Source organism: uncultured Phascolarctobacterium sp., from assembly GCF_905212365.1.
Lineage (GTDB): Bacteria > Bacillota > Negativicutes > Acidaminococcales > Acidaminococcaceae > Phascolarctobacterium_A.
The window spans coordinates 25,425-43,277 of sequence record NZ_CAJMEH010000010.1 but is presented as its reverse complement, the minus strand read 5'-3'; the positions used below and the strand labels follow the sequence as shown (position 1 = coordinate 43,277).

The 17,853-nt window shown below is 53.6% G+C and carries 18 protein-coding genes; 2 read left to right on the top strand and 16 right to left on the bottom strand.

The annotated features are described in order from the left end of the window. The 5 genes from QZ105_RS03170 to QZ105_RS03150 form a co-directional block, all read right to left on the bottom strand. Positions 1-787 (bottom strand): radical SAM protein (locus QZ105_RS03170; protein ID WP_293728405.1); only part of this gene is annotated, 787 nt, incomplete at its 3' end. A 6-nt stretch (positions 788-793) separates the two neighbouring features. Further along, positions 794-3,064 (bottom strand): molybdopterin cofactor-binding domain-containing protein, encoded by a 2,271-nt coding sequence (locus QZ105_RS03165; protein WP_293728404.1) that lies wholly within the window; start codon positions 3,062-3,064, stop codon positions 794-796. 3 nt (positions 3,065-3,067) lie between these two features. Beyond that, positions 3,068-3,538 carry a (2Fe-2S)-binding protein gene (locus QZ105_RS03160; RefSeq protein ID WP_293728403.1) on the bottom strand — a complete coding sequence of 157 codons (471 nt, stop codon included), beginning with the start codon at positions 3,536-3,538 and terminating at the stop codon, positions 3,068-3,070. Then, entirely contained in the window at positions 3,538-4,329 is a 792-nt protein-coding gene (locus tag QZ105_RS03155) for an FAD binding domain-containing protein (protein ID WP_293728402.1), read from the bottom strand. The genes QZ105_RS03160 and QZ105_RS03155 overlap by 1 nt, the downstream gene beginning before the upstream one ends. 91 nt (positions 4,330-4,420) lie before the next feature. Next, complete coding sequence (locus tag QZ105_RS03150; protein ID WP_366935973.1) at positions 4,421-5,419, bottom strand: PDDEXK nuclease domain-containing protein; 999 nt, start codon at positions 5,417-5,419, stop codon at positions 4,421-4,423. Between the two features lie 209 nt (positions 5,420-5,628). Between QZ105_RS03150 and QZ105_RS03145 the strand changes: the two genes are divergently transcribed. Continuing rightward, positions 5,629-6,246 carry a nucleotidyltransferase family protein gene (locus QZ105_RS03145; RefSeq protein WP_293728400.1) on the top strand — a complete coding sequence of 206 codons (618 nt, stop codon included), beginning with the start codon at positions 5,629-5,631 and terminating at the stop codon, positions 6,244-6,246. Here the strand turns inward: QZ105_RS03145 and QZ105_RS03140 are convergent. The 11 genes from QZ105_RS03140 to QZ105_RS03090 all read right to left on the bottom strand — a co-directional run bounded on the left by QZ105_RS03140 (position 6,212) and on the right by QZ105_RS03090 (position 15,830). Further along, complete coding sequence (locus tag QZ105_RS03140) at positions 6,212-7,603, bottom strand: solute carrier family 23 protein (protein WP_293728399.1); 1,392 nt, start codon at positions 7,601-7,603, stop codon at positions 6,212-6,214. The genes QZ105_RS03145 and QZ105_RS03140 overlap by 35 nt on opposite strands. Positions 7,604-7,719: 116 nt before the next feature. Further along, entirely contained in the window at positions 7,720-8,676 is a 957-nt protein-coding gene (locus tag QZ105_RS03135) for an XdhC family protein (RefSeq protein ID WP_293728398.1), read from the bottom strand. A gap of 18 nt (positions 8,677-8,694) precedes the next feature. Next, positions 8,695-9,513, bottom strand: coding sequence for a selenium-dependent molybdenum cofactor biosynthesis protein YqeB (gene yqeB, locus QZ105_RS03130; protein ID WP_366935972.1), 819 nt, complete (start codon positions 9,511-9,513; stop codon positions 8,695-8,697). An 18-nt stretch (positions 9,514-9,531) separates the two neighbouring features. Further along, positions 9,532-9,762 (bottom strand): DUF3343 domain-containing protein, encoded by a 231-nt coding sequence (locus tag QZ105_RS03125; protein WP_293728396.1) that lies wholly within the window; start codon positions 9,760-9,762, stop codon positions 9,532-9,534. Beyond that, positions 9,759-10,907 (bottom strand): aminotransferase class V-fold PLP-dependent enzyme, encoded by a 1,149-nt coding sequence (locus tag QZ105_RS03120; RefSeq protein ID WP_293728395.1) that lies wholly within the window; start codon positions 10,905-10,907, stop codon positions 9,759-9,761. Before QZ105_RS03120 ends, QZ105_RS03125 begins: the two co-directional genes overlap by 4 nt. A 24-nt stretch (positions 10,908-10,931) precedes the next feature. After that, positions 10,932-11,537, bottom strand: coding sequence for a sulfurtransferase-like selenium metabolism protein YedF (yedF, locus tag QZ105_RS03115; RefSeq protein ID WP_293728394.1), 606 nt, complete (start codon positions 11,535-11,537; stop codon positions 10,932-10,934). A gap of 50 nt (positions 11,538-11,587) precedes the next feature. Next, positions 11,588-12,418 (bottom strand): RhuM family protein, encoded by an 831-nt coding sequence (gene rhuM, locus QZ105_RS03110; protein ID WP_366935971.1) that lies wholly within the window; start codon positions 12,416-12,418, stop codon positions 11,588-11,590. Positions 12,419-12,456: 38 nt separating this feature from the next. Next, positions 12,457-13,485: a selenide, water dikinase SelD gene (gene selD / locus QZ105_RS03105; RefSeq protein ID WP_293728392.1), complete on the bottom strand. Its 1,029-nt coding sequence runs from the start codon at positions 13,483-13,485 to the stop codon at positions 12,457-12,459. Next, the gene (yqeC, locus tag QZ105_RS03100; protein WP_293728391.1) at positions 13,469-14,194 is read right to left on the bottom strand and encodes a selenium cofactor biosynthesis protein YqeC; all 726 of its coding nucleotides are present in this window, start codon (positions 14,192-14,194) and stop codon (positions 13,469-13,471) included. Before yqeC ends, selD begins: the two co-directional genes overlap by 17 nt. A gap of 170 nt (positions 14,195-14,364) precedes the next feature. Next, a complete protein-coding gene (locus QZ105_RS03095) occupies positions 14,365-14,790 on the bottom strand; it encodes an OmpH family outer membrane protein (RefSeq protein ID WP_293728390.1) in 426 nt (141 codons plus the stop codon). A gap of 95 nt (positions 14,791-14,885) precedes the next feature. After that, a complete protein-coding gene (locus QZ105_RS03090) occupies positions 14,886-15,830 on the bottom strand; it encodes a nitronate monooxygenase (protein ID WP_293728389.1) in 945 nt (314 codons plus the stop codon). Between the two features lie 306 nt (positions 15,831-16,136). On the opposite strand from QZ105_RS03090, the gene ilvD reads away from it, so the two are divergent. Further along, positions 16,137-17,813, top strand: coding sequence for a dihydroxy-acid dehydratase (gene ilvD, locus QZ105_RS03085; RefSeq protein WP_293728388.1), 1,677 nt, complete (start codon positions 16,137-16,139; stop codon positions 17,811-17,813). Positions 17,814-17,853 lie beyond the last annotated feature (40 nt).

Here is a 17,853-nt window from a genome sequence, read left to right as displayed (position 1 = left end):
TCAAAAACCCGCCGCTGGTCAGCCGCACCCGGTTGCAGGCCGCGCAGAATTTATTGTGCAGCGGCTCGATAAAGCCGATAGGCACGCCGCAGCCCGCAGCGCGGTAATAAACCGCCGGGCCGTTGCCGTAGGACGCCCCGTCAGGCTGCAGCTCAACGCCTGCCTGCGCCAGCAAAGCGCGCACCTGCGCTCCGGAAAGCCCTTGCAGGCCTTGGTTGCAGGCCAGCGGCATCAGCTCGATAAAGCGCAGCGGCGTACCGCAGCTGTCGGCAAAGCACAGCAGCTCCCAAAGCTCCTGAGGCGTTCTGCCAGCCAAAGGCACACAGTTCAGCTTACAGGGCAGGCCTGCCTGCACCGCCGCCTTGACGCCTTGTAAAGCTAAAGCCAGCTCTCCGCCTGTCAGCTGCCGGTACAGTGCCGCATCCACCGTATCCAGGCTGAAATTTACGCCGTCCAGCCCCGCCGCCAGCAGCTGCGGCAGATGAGCGGCAAAACAGCTTCCGTTAGTCGTCAGGGTTACCTGCCGCACTCCCGGCAGCTTTTTCAACGCGCCGATAAAAGCGGCAGCCCCCGCACGCACCAGGGGCTCGCCGCCCGTTATCTTAAATCTGTCCACACCTAAAGCGGTAGCGCAGCGGCAAATACGCAGCAGCTCCTCGTAGGACAGGGCTTCGCTGCCCGCCGCGCCGCTGCCCTCCTGCGGTCGGCAGTAGCGGCAGCGCAGATTACAGCGGTCGGTTATCGAAACGCGCAGATAATTTATCCTGCGCTTAAATTGATCGTACATCAAAGCTTATTCACCCAAGGCTATTTTTTCCGGCGTCAGCGGCAGCGTGCAGATGCGGTGCCCCGTAGCCTGGTAAATAGCGTCGGCAATAGCGGGGGCAGGCGTGTTGATGACCAGCTCTCCTATGGATTTAGCGCCGAAGGGACCGCTGCTTTCATAGCTGCAGGCAAAGTCCACATGGAGATGCCCGATATCCTCGCGACAGGGGATTCTATACTGCATCAAAGAATTTTCGCAGACGCGGCCCTTGGGGCTGTAGGTAACGTTTTCCATCAGCGTCATGCCGATGCCCTGCAACAGGCCGCCCTCCGTCTGCACTCGCGCCAGATGCGGATTGATAGGCGTACCGCAGTCCACGGAAGCATAATAATTAACTACCTCGGTTTCGCCGGTCAAAAGGTCGGTTTCCATTTCGGCCACTCCGGCCATAAACGGCGGCGGCGACAGCACACTGTTCATCTGCACCGTTTCCTCCAAGGCGATATCGTTATCACATTGTGAGGCAGTGGCTATATCAACAAGGGAAATAGACTTGCCATCAGGCGCGTTGCGCACCATTCTGCCGTCGAAAATTACGTTCTCTATGGCGCAGCCCAGCTTTTTAGCGCCTAAAGCGCAGATTTTATCGCGCAGCTTATTGGCGCAGGCATAAACGGCATTGCCTGTAATATAGGTCGTGCTGGAAGCGTAGGAGCCGGAATCGTAAGGAGACGCATCCGTATCCGCGCCGAAAACCGTAATATCGTCCATGGAGCAATCCAATGCTTCTGCGGCCACCTGCGCCAGAATCGTATCGCAGCCGGTTCCCATATCTGCCGCGCCGATAAGCAGCGTATAGCTGCCATCGTCGTTCAGCTTCAGCGTTGCGCCGCCCACGTCGCAATAAGGTATGGACGAACCCTGCATAGCGATAGCCACGCCCACGGAGCGCACCTTGCCGTTGGGCAGTACGCGCTTCGGGAACTTTTCATCCCAGCCGCTCATCTGCCGCACCTGCGCCAGGCATTTATCCAAGGCGCAGCTGGTATTGGGCGCATTATAATAAGCGGGCATCATATCGCCCTCGCGGGTAATATTCATCTCGCGCAGGGTAATAGGATCTATGTTCAGCTTATGGGCCAGCTCGTTGACCGCCGTTTCCACAGCAAAGATTCCCTGAGGTGCGCCATAGCCGCGGTATGCGCCCGCAGCCTGCAAATTGGTATAAACCACATCGTAAGCAAAACGGAAAGCCTCCGTGCGGTACAGGGGAATGGATTTATGCCCCGACAAGCCTACCGTGGTGGGGCCGTGCTCGCCGTAAGCGCCCGTATTGGAAAGAGTGTAAAGGTCGATAGCGCGAATCTTACCTTCTTTAGTCGCGCCCAAACGCACCCTGACCTCCATTTCATGGCGGGGACTGGCCGCAATATGGCATTCCTCGCGGGAAAAAACCATCTTGGAAGGCTTTTTCAAGCGCCAGGTAACGAAGGCCGGGTACATTTCGCTAACGCAGCTCTGCTTAGCGCCGAAGCCGCCGCCGATACGGGGCTTAGTCACGCGAACCTTGGCTTTAGGCAGATGCAGGGCGTTGGAGATAATGCGCCGCGCATGGAAAACTATCTGCGTAGAGCTTACCACATGCAAGCGGCCGTAGGTATCGATAGTGCAGAAGGTGCAAAACGGCTCCATCATATCCTGCTGCACCGCCTTCACGCGGCAGGTGCGGTCGATGATAACGTCGCACTCCGCCAGCACAGCGTCCACATCGCCGTCGCCGCAGACGTCGTGAGCGCATAAATTGCGCTTATTATCCGCTCCTACAGGCGCGAGGGACTCCCAGGTCGCCTCAGGATGCACCAGCACAGGATTATCCAGCGCCGTATGAAAATCAAGCACTGCCTCCAGCACCTGATACTTAACCTTGAGCAGGGACAAAGCCTTGTCCACCGCTTTTTCCGTTCTGCCGGCAACTATGGCCACCACGTCGCCCACAAAGCGCACATGGCGGTCCAGCAGCAGACGGTCGTAGGGACTGGGCTCCGGATAGGTCTGGCCTGCATAGGTGCAGCGCCGTCCCTCCTGGTCCACGTCCTCATAGGTAAAAATAGCCTCGATATCCGGCACCTTGGACGCTGCCATCTTATTAATGCTTTCGATAATGGCGTTGGCGTGGGGCGAACGCAACACCTTAACGATCAGGCAATCCTTGGGCGCAAGATCGTCGGTGTACACGGGCTGACCAGTTACCAGCTGCATAGCGTCCTTTTTACGATAAGACTGATTAACGATCTTCATGCCTCACACCTCCCCTGCCCGCGCCTTTTTCCAGGCGATAAAGGCCTGAATGCCGCGCAGCTGGCCTTCATAGCCCGAACAGCGGCACAAGTTTCCGGCCAGATATTCCTTAATTTCCGCTTCCGTCGGGTCGGGATTATCCCGCAGCAGCGCCAAAGCGTTCATAATCATGCCAGGATTGCAGAAGCCGCACTGCTCCGCTCCCTGGTCGGCAATAAACGCGCCAAACTCCGCCGCCTCCTTCTGCAAACCCTCCATGGTCACTATCCTATGCCCGTCGGCTCTGGCGACCAAAACCGAGCAGGACAGCACCGGCAGATCGTCTAAAAAAACCGTACACAAGCCGCAGTTGCTGGTATCGCAGCCGCGCTTGACGCTGTAACAGCCCTCGCTGCGAACAAAATCCAGCAGCATCGTATCCGCATCAACAGAACGGGTTATTTTTTTGCCGTTTAAAGTCAGCGTAATCTCCATCAGTCTTTACCTCCTAAGGCCAAAACCGTGCGCATAGCTAATACGCGAATCAAATGAGTACGGTAGGCGGCGCTGCCGCGGGGATTACTGGAAGTAGACAGCCGGGCGGCGGCATAATCGGCCAGAGCCCGCGCCTTTTCCTCCGTAATCGGCAGCGAGGCAAGCCCCTGCGTATCCTTGAGCAGCGCAGCCCTGGCCGGACGCGCGCCCACGGCCAGCTGTACGCCTGCGCCGGTCAGCGCCGCCGCGCAGGTCAGCACGGGAAAATCAGTCTTGGATATCCGCACTGACTGATAGCAGCATTGCAGCTTTTGCTTAGGAATAATCACATACGCCAGAATATCGCGGTCATATTTCATATTGACAAAATCGCTCAAAGGAATCGTGCCTGCCTTATACAGCTCTACGCTGGCATCCAAAGCCAGCAAAATAGTCAGCACGTCGCTGAAGCCAAAGCGGCCGAATACGCTGCCGCCCACCGTAGCCAAATTGCGGAACTGCACGCCCACAATATGACGCAGCGCCTCCTTCATAGCGCCGCCGGTGTAATCCGCCAGCCCGGCGTGCAGCTCCAGCTGCCGCAGCGTTACCATAGCGCCGATGCGGAATTCCGTATCGCTTTCTTCTATTTTATCAAGGCCCAGAGCGGACAAATCGATAAGCGTCGCCACATTGCCCTTGCTTAAACGCATCCACATCATACCGCCCATAACGCGATTAGGACGCTTTTGATTCAGCTGCCACGCCTCCTCCAGCGTCGCCGCTTTTTTATATTCGCGAACTGTCAGCATAAAAATCCTCCCGAAAAGTACTTGCAATCATGTCTAATTTATCACCTTATCAGCTGATATGCCTATATAGTTACTATTTTTCTTCAGCTATTTACTTGATTCTTTTCTGAATATCTTCCACAGACGGAAATTGTTTTTCTAGTTCACCAGTCAATTTGCTAGTCACTTTATATTCACTCACACCAATGGGTTTGGAAATATCTTTAAGTGAATATTCAGCAACGAGATCATTTTTACTCTTACATAGGAGCAACCCAATAGAAGGATTGTCATTTTCTCTTTTCAAAATACCGTCTACTGCGGATAAATAAAAATTAAGCTGCCCAGCATACTCCGGTTTAAAATCACCAGTTTTCAATTCAATCACCACATAACAGCTAAGATTAATATTATAAAACAGTAAATCAATGAAAAAATCATCGCCGCCCACATTCAGATGATATTGATTTCCTAAAAAAGCAAAACCTGTGCCAAGTTCCAGTAACAACTTAGTCACATCCCGCACTAACGCCTGCTCAATATCACGCTCCCACATGTCCTCCTTAAATGGAATAAAATCGAACACATACGGGTCTTTCATAGTCTGAACAGCAAGTTCGCTCTGTGGCGAAGGCAAACGGCGTTCAAAGTTAGAAACTTTATTTGCCAATACCTGTCGCTCGTATAAATTACTCTCAATTTGATGTATTAAAACATTTCTTGACCAACCGTTCTTCCAACAAGCTTCGGCATACCAGAGACGTTTGTCAGCGTCCTGCACTTTATCCATCAATATGGTATTGTGCCCCCAAGGAATTTGTGCAACAGCCTGTTGCACAAATTTGTAATTCTTGTAAGTAGAAGCAAATTTTGCCATATACTTTAAATTTCTTACGGAAAATCCTTTTTTATCGGGAAACTCTAAACGAATATCTCGTGCCAAATTCTCTATGAACTTATTGCCCCAAACTTTATGATCATTAATGACGCAACCAATATCATAATATAGCAACAGTAGTTCAGCATTTGTACGAACTATCGCTCTATACTGCGCCTTCTTTATCTCTTTTTTGATATTATCCACGACAGAAATATACTCTGTTGAGTTCATCAACATTCTCGATACTACCTCGCTCTCAACATTTTACAAGAATAGCAATCTTATCAATTCTCTTTTCTTTCATTCATTTGCTCTTTAAATTACTACTACATTTTATCATAAGCCGCGCGCTTTTAAAAGGATTTTGACCCTGACGGCTAGAATAATAACTATATCTTTTATCGGACAAGGCCAGTACTACGCGGCCTTGACAGGTGTTTATGATGAAACAAAATACCCTTTACCCCATCGGCTGCATTATCATGGCGTCGGGCAGTGCTCTGCGCTTCGGCAGCAATAAGCTGCTGACGAGCTTTAACGACCAGCCGCTTATCCAGCATATTCTCGATATTACGAACGGACTGTTTATAAAGCGCGTCGTCGTTACCCGCTACGACAAAATTGCCCAAATCTGCCAGCGGCAGGCCATACCCTATATTCTGCACAACAAGCCTTATCTCAACGATACTATTCGTTTGGGCATGGCTTATCTGGAGCCGCAGAAGCCGCTCGGCTATCTGTTCTGCACCAGCGACCAGCCCTTTTTGCAGCAGGCCAGCCTGCGCCAATTATGCGGCAGCTTTCTTTCCGCGCCCTACGCCATCGAACGTCTGGCCTACGGCAGCTCGCCTGGCAATCCCATGCTCTTTCCTCAGGACCTAGCCGAAGAATTAAAGACGCTGCCCCAAGACAGGGGCGGCAGCGCCGTAGCAAAAAAATATCCTGAACGAGTACGCTTAGTACAGGTTCAGGATAAGTACGAGCTTTTTGATATCGATACGGTGCGCGACCTGCGCCAGGGGCTTAATCTTGCGGCAGCAAAACGTTCAGAACAATAGCCACAAGCGCCGCGGGCACAATGCCGGAGCCGCCGAAAATCAGCTTGACAGATTCCGGCGCGCTGACTAAAATGCCGGGGTTAGCGCCCATGCCATAGCCCACGCCTAAAGCGACGGCCACAATGGTCAGATTGCGCGGCGTTAATTTTTCCTTCGTAATCAGCAAAATACCGCTGACCACAATGCTGGAAAACATCATAACGGCTGCGCCGCCCAAAACCGATTGAGGCATAATGGAAACCAACGCGCCCAGTTTGGGAATCAAGCCGCACAGAATCAAAAAGACCGCGCCGGTGGCCAACGCAAAGCGGTTGACAACCTTAGTCATAGCTACCAGGCCTACGTTCTGGCTGAAGGAAGTGTTGGGCAGCACGCCGAAAATCGCCGCAAAGCTGGAGCCCAGTCCGTCGCAGATAACGCCGCCGGATAATTCCTTATCCGTAGCCTCGCGGTTCAGGCCGCCCTCCATAACGCCGGAAATATCGCCGACGGTTTCCACGGCTGTAACGATAAACATAATCATTACTGGAACGATGGCGCGCATATCGAAAACGATATCCACGGGCATAAATTCCGGCACGGCAAACCAACCGGCGTTCGCCACCTTATCCCAGTTCAGCGCCCAGGATTTAGTATATTCCACGCCCTGAGCTGTTACGCCGGTAGTGGGCAGGAACAGCCCCATAAGTATAGCGGCGAAATATCCGGCAATGATGCCGAACAAAATGGACGAAGAGCTGAAAAAGCCTTTGGTGCCGTGCTTAAAGACTAAAATAACAACCAATACGAAAAGGCCCAGCAGCAGGTTTTCCATTGAGCCAAAATCCTTAGCCTTAAAGCCGCCGCCGAAGGAGCCGATGCCCACGGAAATCAGCGACAGGCCGATGGAAAGCACGACGGTACCGGTTACAACAGCCGGGAAAAAGCGCCGCAGCGGCTTGAGGAAGAAGCCGAGGATGCCTTCAAAAATACCGCCTAAAATGGACGCGCCCATAATCGCTCCGTAGGCTGCCACCCCGCTGCCCATAGTAGCGACAACGCTGCTGAACACGCCGATAAAGCCGGAGCTGGTACCCATAATAATGGGCACCTTGCCGCCGCAGGGACCGATAGCATACAGCTGTACCAGCGTCACAATACCGGCGATAATCATAGCGTTCTGCAGCAGGCTGATTTGCAGCTCGACAAAGGCGTTGTCGCCCATAATGCCGCAGGCGCCGCCGATAATCAAAAGCGGCGTTAAATTGCCGACGAACATGGCCAGCACATGCTGCAGGCCCAAAGGAATAGCCTGACCTAATGGCATTTTCCCCTCGAACTGATAGGCTGCCTTGGATAAATTAACATATTTTGCCATACAAACACCCCTCATTTGCTTTGGAATACACATATTTTAACGCATAATGCCTCTTACTGTAAAGATATTTAGTAAAGAACGTAAAATCTTTTACAGAAAGAGGCATCTTCATTTCTTTATTTATCTTTAGCGGCGCGCACCTGAATCAGCTGCGCCGCAATGCTCACGGCAATCTCCGCCGGAGTTTCGCTGCCGATAGCCAACCCGATGGGTGTTACTATACGCGCCAGCTGCGCTTCCGTATAGCCTTCGGCCAGCAGCGCCTCCCGCGCCATGCGCGCTTTATTCCTGCTGCCCATAATGCCAATGTAGCAGGCAGGAGTATTGAGTAAATAACGCTCGCACTGCGCGTCATACACATGGCCGCGCGTCATCACCACAGCATAATCCTGCGCCTGCACAGCGCAGGCCTGCGCTAAAGCGTCAAAGCTGACCTGCTCCACCTTTTCAGCCATCGGAAAAACCGCCGGGTCGGCAAATTCTGCCCTGTCGTCCAGCACGACGCAGCCAAAGCCCAAACGCCCCAGCAAAGGCACCAGCTCCCGCGCCACATGCCCAACGCCGAATACGTATACCAAGCCGTCATAGCCGTACTGCTCGGCGTAATAATCCACGCCGTCCAGCGTAAATTTACCGCGTCTGCCCTTAAGCGGCAAAGCACCGGCTACGCGCAGGGAGCCCCGGCCTAAGGGCAGCAGCAGCCACCAGGGCCGGCCGCCGGACGCAGCGCGCAAAACAGCATCTGCCAGCTGCAGGGTACTCTCCCCCGCCGCCAGATAGCAGAACTGCACACGGCAGCTGCCGCCGCAAGCCATACCGGCAGCAGGCGACAAATCGTACACCTGCTCAAAGCTTGCCGCCTGTTGGCTCTGCAAATGCTGCTGCGCCTGCTTCACGGCGGCATATTCCATAGCTCCGCCGCCAATAGTGCCGTAAATCAAGCCGCCGGCGTCCACCAGCATGTAAGCGCCGCTGCTGCGCGGCGACGAGCCCTCGCTTTCAATAAGCGCCGCCAAATAGCAGGCTTTATTTTCTTCGGCGGCCTTTTTTATAGCTTGAAATAAATTTTTCATCTCGTTTTCCCCGCCGCTTTACTCATGGCCGCGGGCGTAAGCGGACACCAGCTCCAACACCGAACCGGCAATGCAGCGCGCCTTGTCGGAAATAGTGAAGCAATTGGCCAGCTCCTCCCTCCGCGGGTCGATGTCGGCGATTTTAAAGCCCTCCGTCACAGGATAACCCTCGCGAATCATGCCGCGGATAATGCCGCTCAGCGTCGCCAAAACTGGCGTCACCCTGCCGTCAGCGCCGGTAATTTCCGCAATCAGCTGCTCCTTTTCCACCACCGCGCCGATATCCTGCACAATATGCAGCGTACCAGCGCAGGGCGCGTGCAGTACCCGCTCCTTAGTATAGCCGCCGATGTTTCCGGGCACGCCGCTGTTGGGCGCAGCATAACCCTGCCGTATAATGCGGCCCAGATTATGCCCGCGCTTGGTTTCCACCACCGCATCCACATCAAGCCCCGCCGCAAAGCCGGGACCCAGCGCTATGGTCAGCGCCGCCATGTTCTTATGCGTGCCTAAATTGCGCTTGGCGATAATGGCGTCGATTAAAATATCCGGCGCGAAGGCGTTCACGCAGCTGGCGTCCTCGTCCACCAGCACCGGCACCGCGCCCTTATCCCAAACCGCAGCAGCCTCGTCCAAATTACGGATAAGCACGCCAGTCATATCCTCGACAACGGTTTTACCCTGATAAACCGCTTCGCACAGCGCCACCTGCCGCCGAATAGCCGCCGGGTACCTGCATTCCAGCACCAAGGGCGCAAAGCCCGCGCTCCACAAACGGTGAATAACGCCGGTCGCTAGGTCGCCGCCGCCGCGCACAATAATTTTCGGTTTGCGCATCTTCTGCATAATCATTCCTCACATTTCCGCTTCGCCTACGCGTTCCACTGCAAAGCTGTCCAGCTGCGCCAAAAGCGGCCCTGCTTCTTCAACAGGCACGCGCCAGGCCAACCCGCAGCCTGCGCTGATGCTTTGCGGCGTGGGTATCAGCCGCCCCGGCAAATGCTGCTCTGCGCAGGCCTCCTCCAACGCCAGAGCCGCTTCCGTCGTAGCGAAGGTTAAAATAATATACTTACGTTTCTTTCTCATGCTTCCACCAGCTCCCGCAAAGCCTTTACCGCCGCGTCCACCTCCACCAAGGTATTGTAGGGACCAAAGCTGAAGCGCACCGCTCCCTGACGCTCCGTGCCCAAGGCCTTATGCAGCAGCGGCGCGCAGTGTGCTCCTGCGCGGGTACAGATACCATACTGCTCCCACAAGGCGTCGCTGACAGCGCCCGCGTCCTCGTCGCCCAAATTAAGGCTGATGATGCCCACTCGCAGGCTGTTTGGACGGTAATCACCATACAGCCTGATGCCGGAAATATCCTTCACACCTTCAAGGAAACGCTGCGCTAATTGCAGCTCATGGCAATGCACAGCCGCAGGCTCTAACGCGGCGTTATCCTTGCGCGCCAGCAAAGCGGCGTGCAGCCCCGCGATACCCTGCACGTTAGGCGTGCCTGCCTCCAAAGCCGTGGGCATTTGCTGCGGATGGCAGGGCAAAAAGCTCTGCACACCGCTGCCGCCAACCACCAGCGCCGGAATCTGCAGGCCGGGGCGCACGTACAAGCCGCCCGTTCCCGTAGGCCCTAAAAGGCTCTTATGGCCCGTAAAGCACAGCACGTCCACAGGCGTGCGCTGCACATCTATGGGCAGGCACCCGGCGGTCTGCGCCGCGTCCACGATAAGCAGCAAACCGTTGGCCTGCGTAAAAGCGCTGACGCGCGTCAAATCCACCACATTGCCCGTCACGTTAGAAGCGTGCGCCAGCACCACGGCTTTCGTATTGCTTTGCAAACTGCGTTCCAACTCGTCGTAATCTATGCGTCCGCAGGAGTCGCATTCCAGCCGCGTCACCTGCAAGCCCCGCTGCTCCAGCGCATACAAGGGCCGCAGCACCGAATTATGCTCGCATACCGTCGTAATCGCGTGGTCGCCAGGCCCCAGCAGACCGAAAACAGCCGTGTTCAGCGCCTGGGTAGCGTTATAAGCAAAGGCAATGCGCTCCGCACCGGGCGCATTGAACAGCTCCGCAACCAGCTGCCGAGCCGCGTGTATTCTGCGCGCCGCCTGCAAAGCAGGCTCGTAAGCGCCGCGTCCGGGGTTGCCCAAAGCGCCCATAGCCTCCATAACGGCATCAGCTACCTGCGGCGGCTTGTGCAGGCTGGTAGCCGCATTATCAAAATACAGCACTTGCCATACCTCCCCGCTCCTTACTTAGGGCTTGATTACGCTGCTGGCCTGCAGCATTTTTTCGCAAATCACATACATATTAGTCACGCCGCCCACCTGCAGCTGCTCGGCCAAGCCGTAATGGTTCAGGCAGGTGCCGCAGGTCAGTATTTCCACGCCCTGCGCCTCCAAAGAACGCAAATCCTCCAAGGCAGGCGAACCGGCGCAGGTCAAATGCGCGCCGCCGTTATAGAACAAAATCGTCTGGGGCAGCACGTCCTGCTGGGTTAAAGCAAAGATAAAGCCCTTCATCAGCAGCTTGCCCAAAGCAGGGTCGCCTTCGCCCATGGTTTCGCTGGTTATAGCCACCAGCTTGCTGCTGCGCGCATCCACACGGCATTCCTCTGCCTGCTGCGCAGCTTCTTCGGCAACAGCTTCGCCAATAGTCAGCAGCACTTGGAATTTGCCTTCCTCTAATTTAGAGCTGCTTACGCCATAGCCCTTTTGGTTGGCCATCTTCGTCAAATTCTGCACGGCGATTTCATTATCCACCCATACCTCTACCTGCCCGGAGCCTTGCAGCTCCTTAATGGCGTTTTTGGTTTTTACTACCGGAATCGGGCAAGCGTCGCCCATTGCGTTTACTAACATAGTTTTACCTCCTTGTGGAATTTTCTAGTAAGATAATATGTATTTCTTTTTTATAGCGATTTATAATACTTTTCAATCATAGCTGCCATCATCTTTCTCCGCTCGGCAAGGAATGCATCATAATCTTTTACATCCATGTGGATTACAGTTACAGGAATAGCATTCTCCGTCAGATTTTTCGTCAATTCCGCTTCATCAATAATATTTCCGATTTGTACATTCTTCGTCTCACATTGCTCAAGAATGGCTCCAAAATAATCACGTGGAACAGCGTCACTTATAGCTTTCTTCTGCACAGTCTGGAAAAACAGGCGCGTCGTTTTAGCATTTTTATCATAATCGAATGCCGTTGCGTATAAATCCGTAACCTTTTGGTAAAACTTACGCTCCGAAAGCCTAATCTCCCGAATCTGCTGCAGCTGCCGCTCGAAATATTCGTCCGTAAACATATGCCCTTTTTTCAAACGCTCAACGTCCATCGTCCAGCCCTGAATAGTATGGTCTTTAACGATTTGCCCCGCCCACTTACGGAACTGTACGGCGCGCTGCTTATTCACCTTAAAGCCCACAGCAATAATCAACTGCAGATTGTAATGCGTAAGCTCACGGTTGACCTGACGCGTTCCCTCATCTTGAACTATTCGGAATTTCCGAATAGTTGCCTCTTTGCTCAACTCTCCATCCGCATAAATTTTTTTGATATGCTCATTAATCGTAGGCAAAGCTACGTCATACAGCGCCGCCATCATTTTTTGCGTCAGCCAAATATTTTCATCTTCGTAGCGCATTTCATAGCAGTTACTGCTATCTCCCGTAGCCGCCACAAAAGTAAGATATTCAGCGGCGCTAGAGCGCACTATATCCATGTTCTTTTTTACCATAGGATGATTCCTTTCTAGTTGCTGCAATAAGCTATTATTTACCTCACAACAATTTCCGTCTCCTGCTTATCCATCAGCGTGCCGATAATTGCCGCAGGTATGCCCTGCCGCCGCATTTCAGCAAGCAACTCATCGGCAGCATCCGGGCTAACTGCCGCCAGCAAGCCGCCGCTGGTTTGCGGGTCGAACAGAACCTCCTCCATAGCGAAGGGTACGCCCTCAAAGCGCACGTTGTCGCCCACATAATTGCGGTTGCGCTGCGCCGCAGCCGTCAGCAAAAATTCGTCGGCATAAGCTAACGCTTCGTCGAAAACCGGTATATCTCGCTGCTGCAGCACACAGCCCAAGCGCCCATCTAGCATTTCGTGTAAATGCCCCAGCAGCCCGAAGCCGGTTACGTCGGTGCAGGCATGCACAGGATATTTAGCCAAAATCTCTGCCGCGTACTTATTCAAAGTAGTCATGGAAGCCGTAGCCTGCTCCATTGCCGCAGCCGAGGCCGCGCCCACCTTATTGGCGCAGCAGATCAGCCCCACGCCCAACCGTTTGGTCAGAATCAGCTTATCGCCAGCCCGGCCAGTATTATTTTGATACATTTTGCGCGGGTCTACTATACCCGTCACGCTCAGGCCGTATTTAACGTCGCTGTCGGCAATGGAATGGCCGCCTGCCAGATTACCACCTGCCTCATGCACCTTTTCCGCGCCGCCGCGCATAATCTCTCCTAAAATATTCAAGTTCATAGTTTCCGGAAAGCACACGATATTCAACGCCGTTTTCACCGTGCCGCCCATAGCGTAAATATCGCTCAAAGCGTTAGTCGCAGCAATCTGCCCAAAAAAATACGGATCCTCCACCATAGGAGGGAAGAAATCAAGGGTCTGCACAAAGGCCAAATTCTCTGTCAGCTGGTAAACGGCAGCGTCATCATGGCTGTCATAGCCCACCAGTAAAGCATCATCAGCAGGGCCTTTGGGCAAGCGTTCCAGCACCCGGCTTAAAATACCCGCACCCAGCTTAGCCGTACAGCCGCCGCCCTTACAAAATAATTTACTTTTCGTCTGCATCTTTACACCTCGTTTCCGCTTCGCCCCGCAGCCACAGCCGCTCCGACGGCAGCCCCGCCGCCAGCGCCAGCTGCTGCAAGCGCCGCACTCGTTCCGATTGTACCATATCGCATTTATTCAGCGCCACATAATAGCTGCGGCCGCCTACGTTCTTGCGTGTTCCCCGCTCACTCAGCAAAAGCTGTACCAGCAGAGCTTCGTCGATCAGCAAATTACAGGACGAAGCAAAAAGCTCCCTTCCCAGCTGCCAACGCAGGCAAGCCTCCTCCAGCGTGCGTCCTAAAGCGTCCGCCCCCGCTACGCCGATAACGATATCGCATTCCGGCAATATTACTGGCTCGTGAGCCGCAGGCACTTTACAGGGCAGCTGCTTGGAGCCGTCCGCTTCAATCAGTACAATTTCAGCGCAGGATGCCGCCTGCCGCCAAAGCGCGCCGTCAGGAGCCGTAAGCTTGCCCGTACCAGGCTCGCAGCTGCCAATAACGGCAAATTCTCCTTGCCGCCATAAGTCCTGCACCTGACGCCAATCCTCTGCGTAGCGCATGGCAGGATGCCAGATGTGAGTCGTCGTCGTCACCAGAACGTGCCTTCCCTGTCTGGCAAAAAATGCCGCCAGCTGGTACATAATCGTGGTTTTGCCGCCGCCGCCCACCAATGATATAATGTGCTTTTTACCGTCGCGTAAAAAATCCCATGGACAGCCCTGCATCACGCCACCGCCTTTAACCTAAATAAACATATTATAACTACATTATACCATGTCTGCCGCTGCTCTGCCATCGCCTATGGCTCGTCAATCGCTAAGCATTCACGATAATAAGGGCACAAAAATAACCCGGCTCTGGCAAAAGAACCGGGTTAAATAGTGCGTTAAGATTTTTATTTGCCTTTGGAAACGTAAGCAATAACCTCTTCGGTCAGGTCTACGCCGCCCAAAACCATAACGTCGGCTTGCACCACATTGGTAATGCCGTGGCTTTTAGCAACTGCGCTGATAGCTTTGCGAATTTCATTGCGAATAGGATTAATCAAAGCTTCTTCTCTTTTGCTTACCTGCTGAGAAAGCTTTTCGCCTAATTCCTGCTTGCCCTTATCGTCCAGGCTGGGAGCCTTTTCATTAAACTCGTTTTGAGCTTTTTGACGCTCTAAATCAAGGGCGCTCATAGCGGACTGAAAACCAGGATGACTGCGGAAAATACGGTCAACGCTAACGCAGCCCAAATCGTTTTCAGCGGCAAAAGCAGAACCCATGCAGCCCAAAGCCAGCACTAAAGTCATAATCAAGGTCAATACATATTTTTTCATTAAGAAAATACCTCTCTTCGTCGAATTATTGTACAAAATATAACGTACCTTATTTATCTTATCCTATTTTGCGAAAAAAAGCAAATTATACTTTATTATAATTCGATACTTTTTACACGCTCAATAGCAGCCTTGGCTTCAGCGATAAGGCGCTCCATAACCTCCTGGCAGGAAAGCACGTCGTTCAGCACGTTCAGGCTCTGTCCGCACATTACAGTGCCGTTGACAGTGTCGCCCTCCAAAATACCCTTGCGGTTAGTGCCGGTGCCCATAGCCATCAGCTCCTCCTTAGGCGCGCCGGCGATTTCCTTAGCCGTATAAGCGTCAGTAAAGGCATTAGCCAGGCAGCGCACGCCTAAATTGCGGCTGTAGCCAGTAGCCACGCTGTCCGTATCCGTAGCCTTAACGATGGCTTCTTTAGCCGCGGGGTGCGCCGGGCATTCGGTAGTCAGCAGGAAGCGGCTGCCCATTTGTACGCCGTCAGCGCCCATCAGCAGCGCCGCAGCCAGCGCGCGGCCGTCGCTGATGCCGCCTGCTACCAAAACGGGAACGCTGGTAACATTGGGCAGAACATTTTCCATCAGCGCCATAGTAGTCTGCTTGCCGATATGGCCGCCAGCCTCCATGCCCTCGATAACCATAGCGTCGGCTCCGGCAGCTTCAATGCGTTTAGCCAGTTTAACGCTGGGAACAACAGGAATAACCTTAATGCCTGCTTCATGGAATTTAGCGATATGAGGCACCGGATTGCCTGCACCCAAGGTAACGAACGCCACCTTTTCCTCGCACAGCATCTCGATAATCTCGCCAATATTAGGCGCCATCAGCATAACGTTAACGCCAAAGGGCTTGTCGGTCAGAGTTTTAGCCTTGCGTACCTCCTCGCGGGTCCATTCGGTAGTACGTCCGCCGCTGCCGATAATGCCTGCGCCGCCTGCTTTGGAAACGGCGGCCGCTAAAACTGCGTCGCTGGTCCAGGCCATACCGCCCTGAATAACGGGATATTTAATACCTAATAATTGCGTGATTCTTGTTTTCATAATACAAAGCGCCTCTTTCTCACAGCCTACCAAAAGCACAGCGCTGCATGAAATTATTTGTCGTTTTTATTATATACTAACTTTCCTCGCCTGATAGTGAAATATTTGGAAAATCTGCACAGAATGTAATTATTGTAACTAAACTGCGGCTCTGTTTGTCAGAAGCTGCACCAAACAGTCATTTTTCACGCATAATATTTGACTTTTGTCCGCAAAAAATGTAAAATTTTTTAAGTACCCCTTAGGGGCGCACGCTGCCCAATCAGGCAGTATGGATTTTGTTAAAGGGAAAGAGGTCTAAAAATTATGCGCAGTACAGAAGTAAAAAAGGGTTCTACCCGCGCAGCCCATCGCTCCTTATTTTACGCTATGGGTTATACTGAAGAAGAATTACAAAAACCTTTAATCGGCATTTGCTGTGCCGCTAATGAAATCATCCCCGGCCATATGCATCTGGATACCATCGCTCAGGCAGCTAAATACGGCGTGCTGGAAGCAGGCGGCACTCCTATCGAGTTCCCCGCCATCGGTATCTGCGACGGTATCGCCATGGGCCACGACGGCATGAAGTATCCTCTGGCCAGCCGCGAGCTGGTTGCCGACAGCATCGAAGCTGTTGCCAACGGCCACGCTTTCGACGGCCTGGTACTCATCCCCAACTGCGATAAAATTGTTCCCGGTATGCTGATGGCGGCAGCCCGCCTGAACATTCCGGCCGTAGTAGTAAGCGGCGGCCCCATGCTGCCCGGACGCCTGCACGGCAAGGATATCAGCGTATCCACCGTTTTTGAAGCCGCTGGTCGTTTTGAATCCGGTCAAATCGACGCTTGCGAGCTCAGCGAAATCGAGCATTGCGCCTGCCCCGGCTGCGGCAGCTGCTCCGGCCTGTTTACCGCCAATACCATGAACTGCCTGACGGAAGTTCTGGGCATGGGCCTGCCCGGCAACGGCACTATTCCCGCCGCCTTTAACGGCAAGCGTATCGCATTGGCTAAGCATGCAGGCATGGCCGTAATGAAGCTGGTAGCTGAAAATAAATGCCCCCGCGACATTATGACTATGGACGCCTTTAAAAACGCAATCACCGTAGATATGGCTATCGGCGGTTCCTCCAACACCGCGCTGCACCTGCCCGCTATCGCTCACGAAGCAGGTATTCAGCTGCCTTTGGAGCTGTTCGACGAAATTTCCAAGCACACTCCTTATCTGACCAAACTTAGCCCCGGCGGCAGCCACCACATCATCGACCTGAACGAAGCAGGCGGCATCCCGGCAGTAATGCACGAGCTGGACCGCTTGAACATCATCAATAAAGACTGCCAGACCGTCAGCGGCAAGACTATCGGCGAAATTATTGAGCATGCTGAAATTCAGCGTCCCGACGTTATTCACAGCATCGAAAACCCTTACAACAAGACCGGCGGCATCGCCGTTTTGAAAGGCAATATCGCTCCCGAATGCTCCGTAGTTAAGGAATCCGCCGTCGACCCCTCCATGAAGGTATTCAGCGGCCCAGCCAAGGTTTACAACTCCGAGGACGAAGCCATCGCCGCTATCTGCGGTAAAGAGGTTCAGTCCGGCGACGTTGTAGTTATCCGCTACGAAGGCCCCAAGGGCGGCCCCGGTATGCGCGAAATGCTCAACCCCACCTCCGTGCTGGCAGGCATGGGCCACGACAAAGACGTTGCCCTGCTCACCGACGGCCGTTTCTCCGGCGCAACCCGCGGAGCCTGCATCGGCCACATTTCTCCGGAAGCCCGCGAAGGCGGCAATATCGCTTTAATTGAAAATGGCGATATTATCGAAATCGATATTCCCAACCGTACTCTGAACGTCAAGGTATCCGACGAAGTGCTGGCTGAACGCCGCGCTAAATGGGTTTGCCCTGAGCCTAAGGTTAAATCCGGTTATCTGGCCCGTTACGCAGCGCTTGTTACCTCCGCCGCTACTGGCGCCGTACTGAAGGTTCCCGGCCAGGACTAAGCTTCAAACGCCGAAAGTAAATACAGCATAGTAAGTAGCC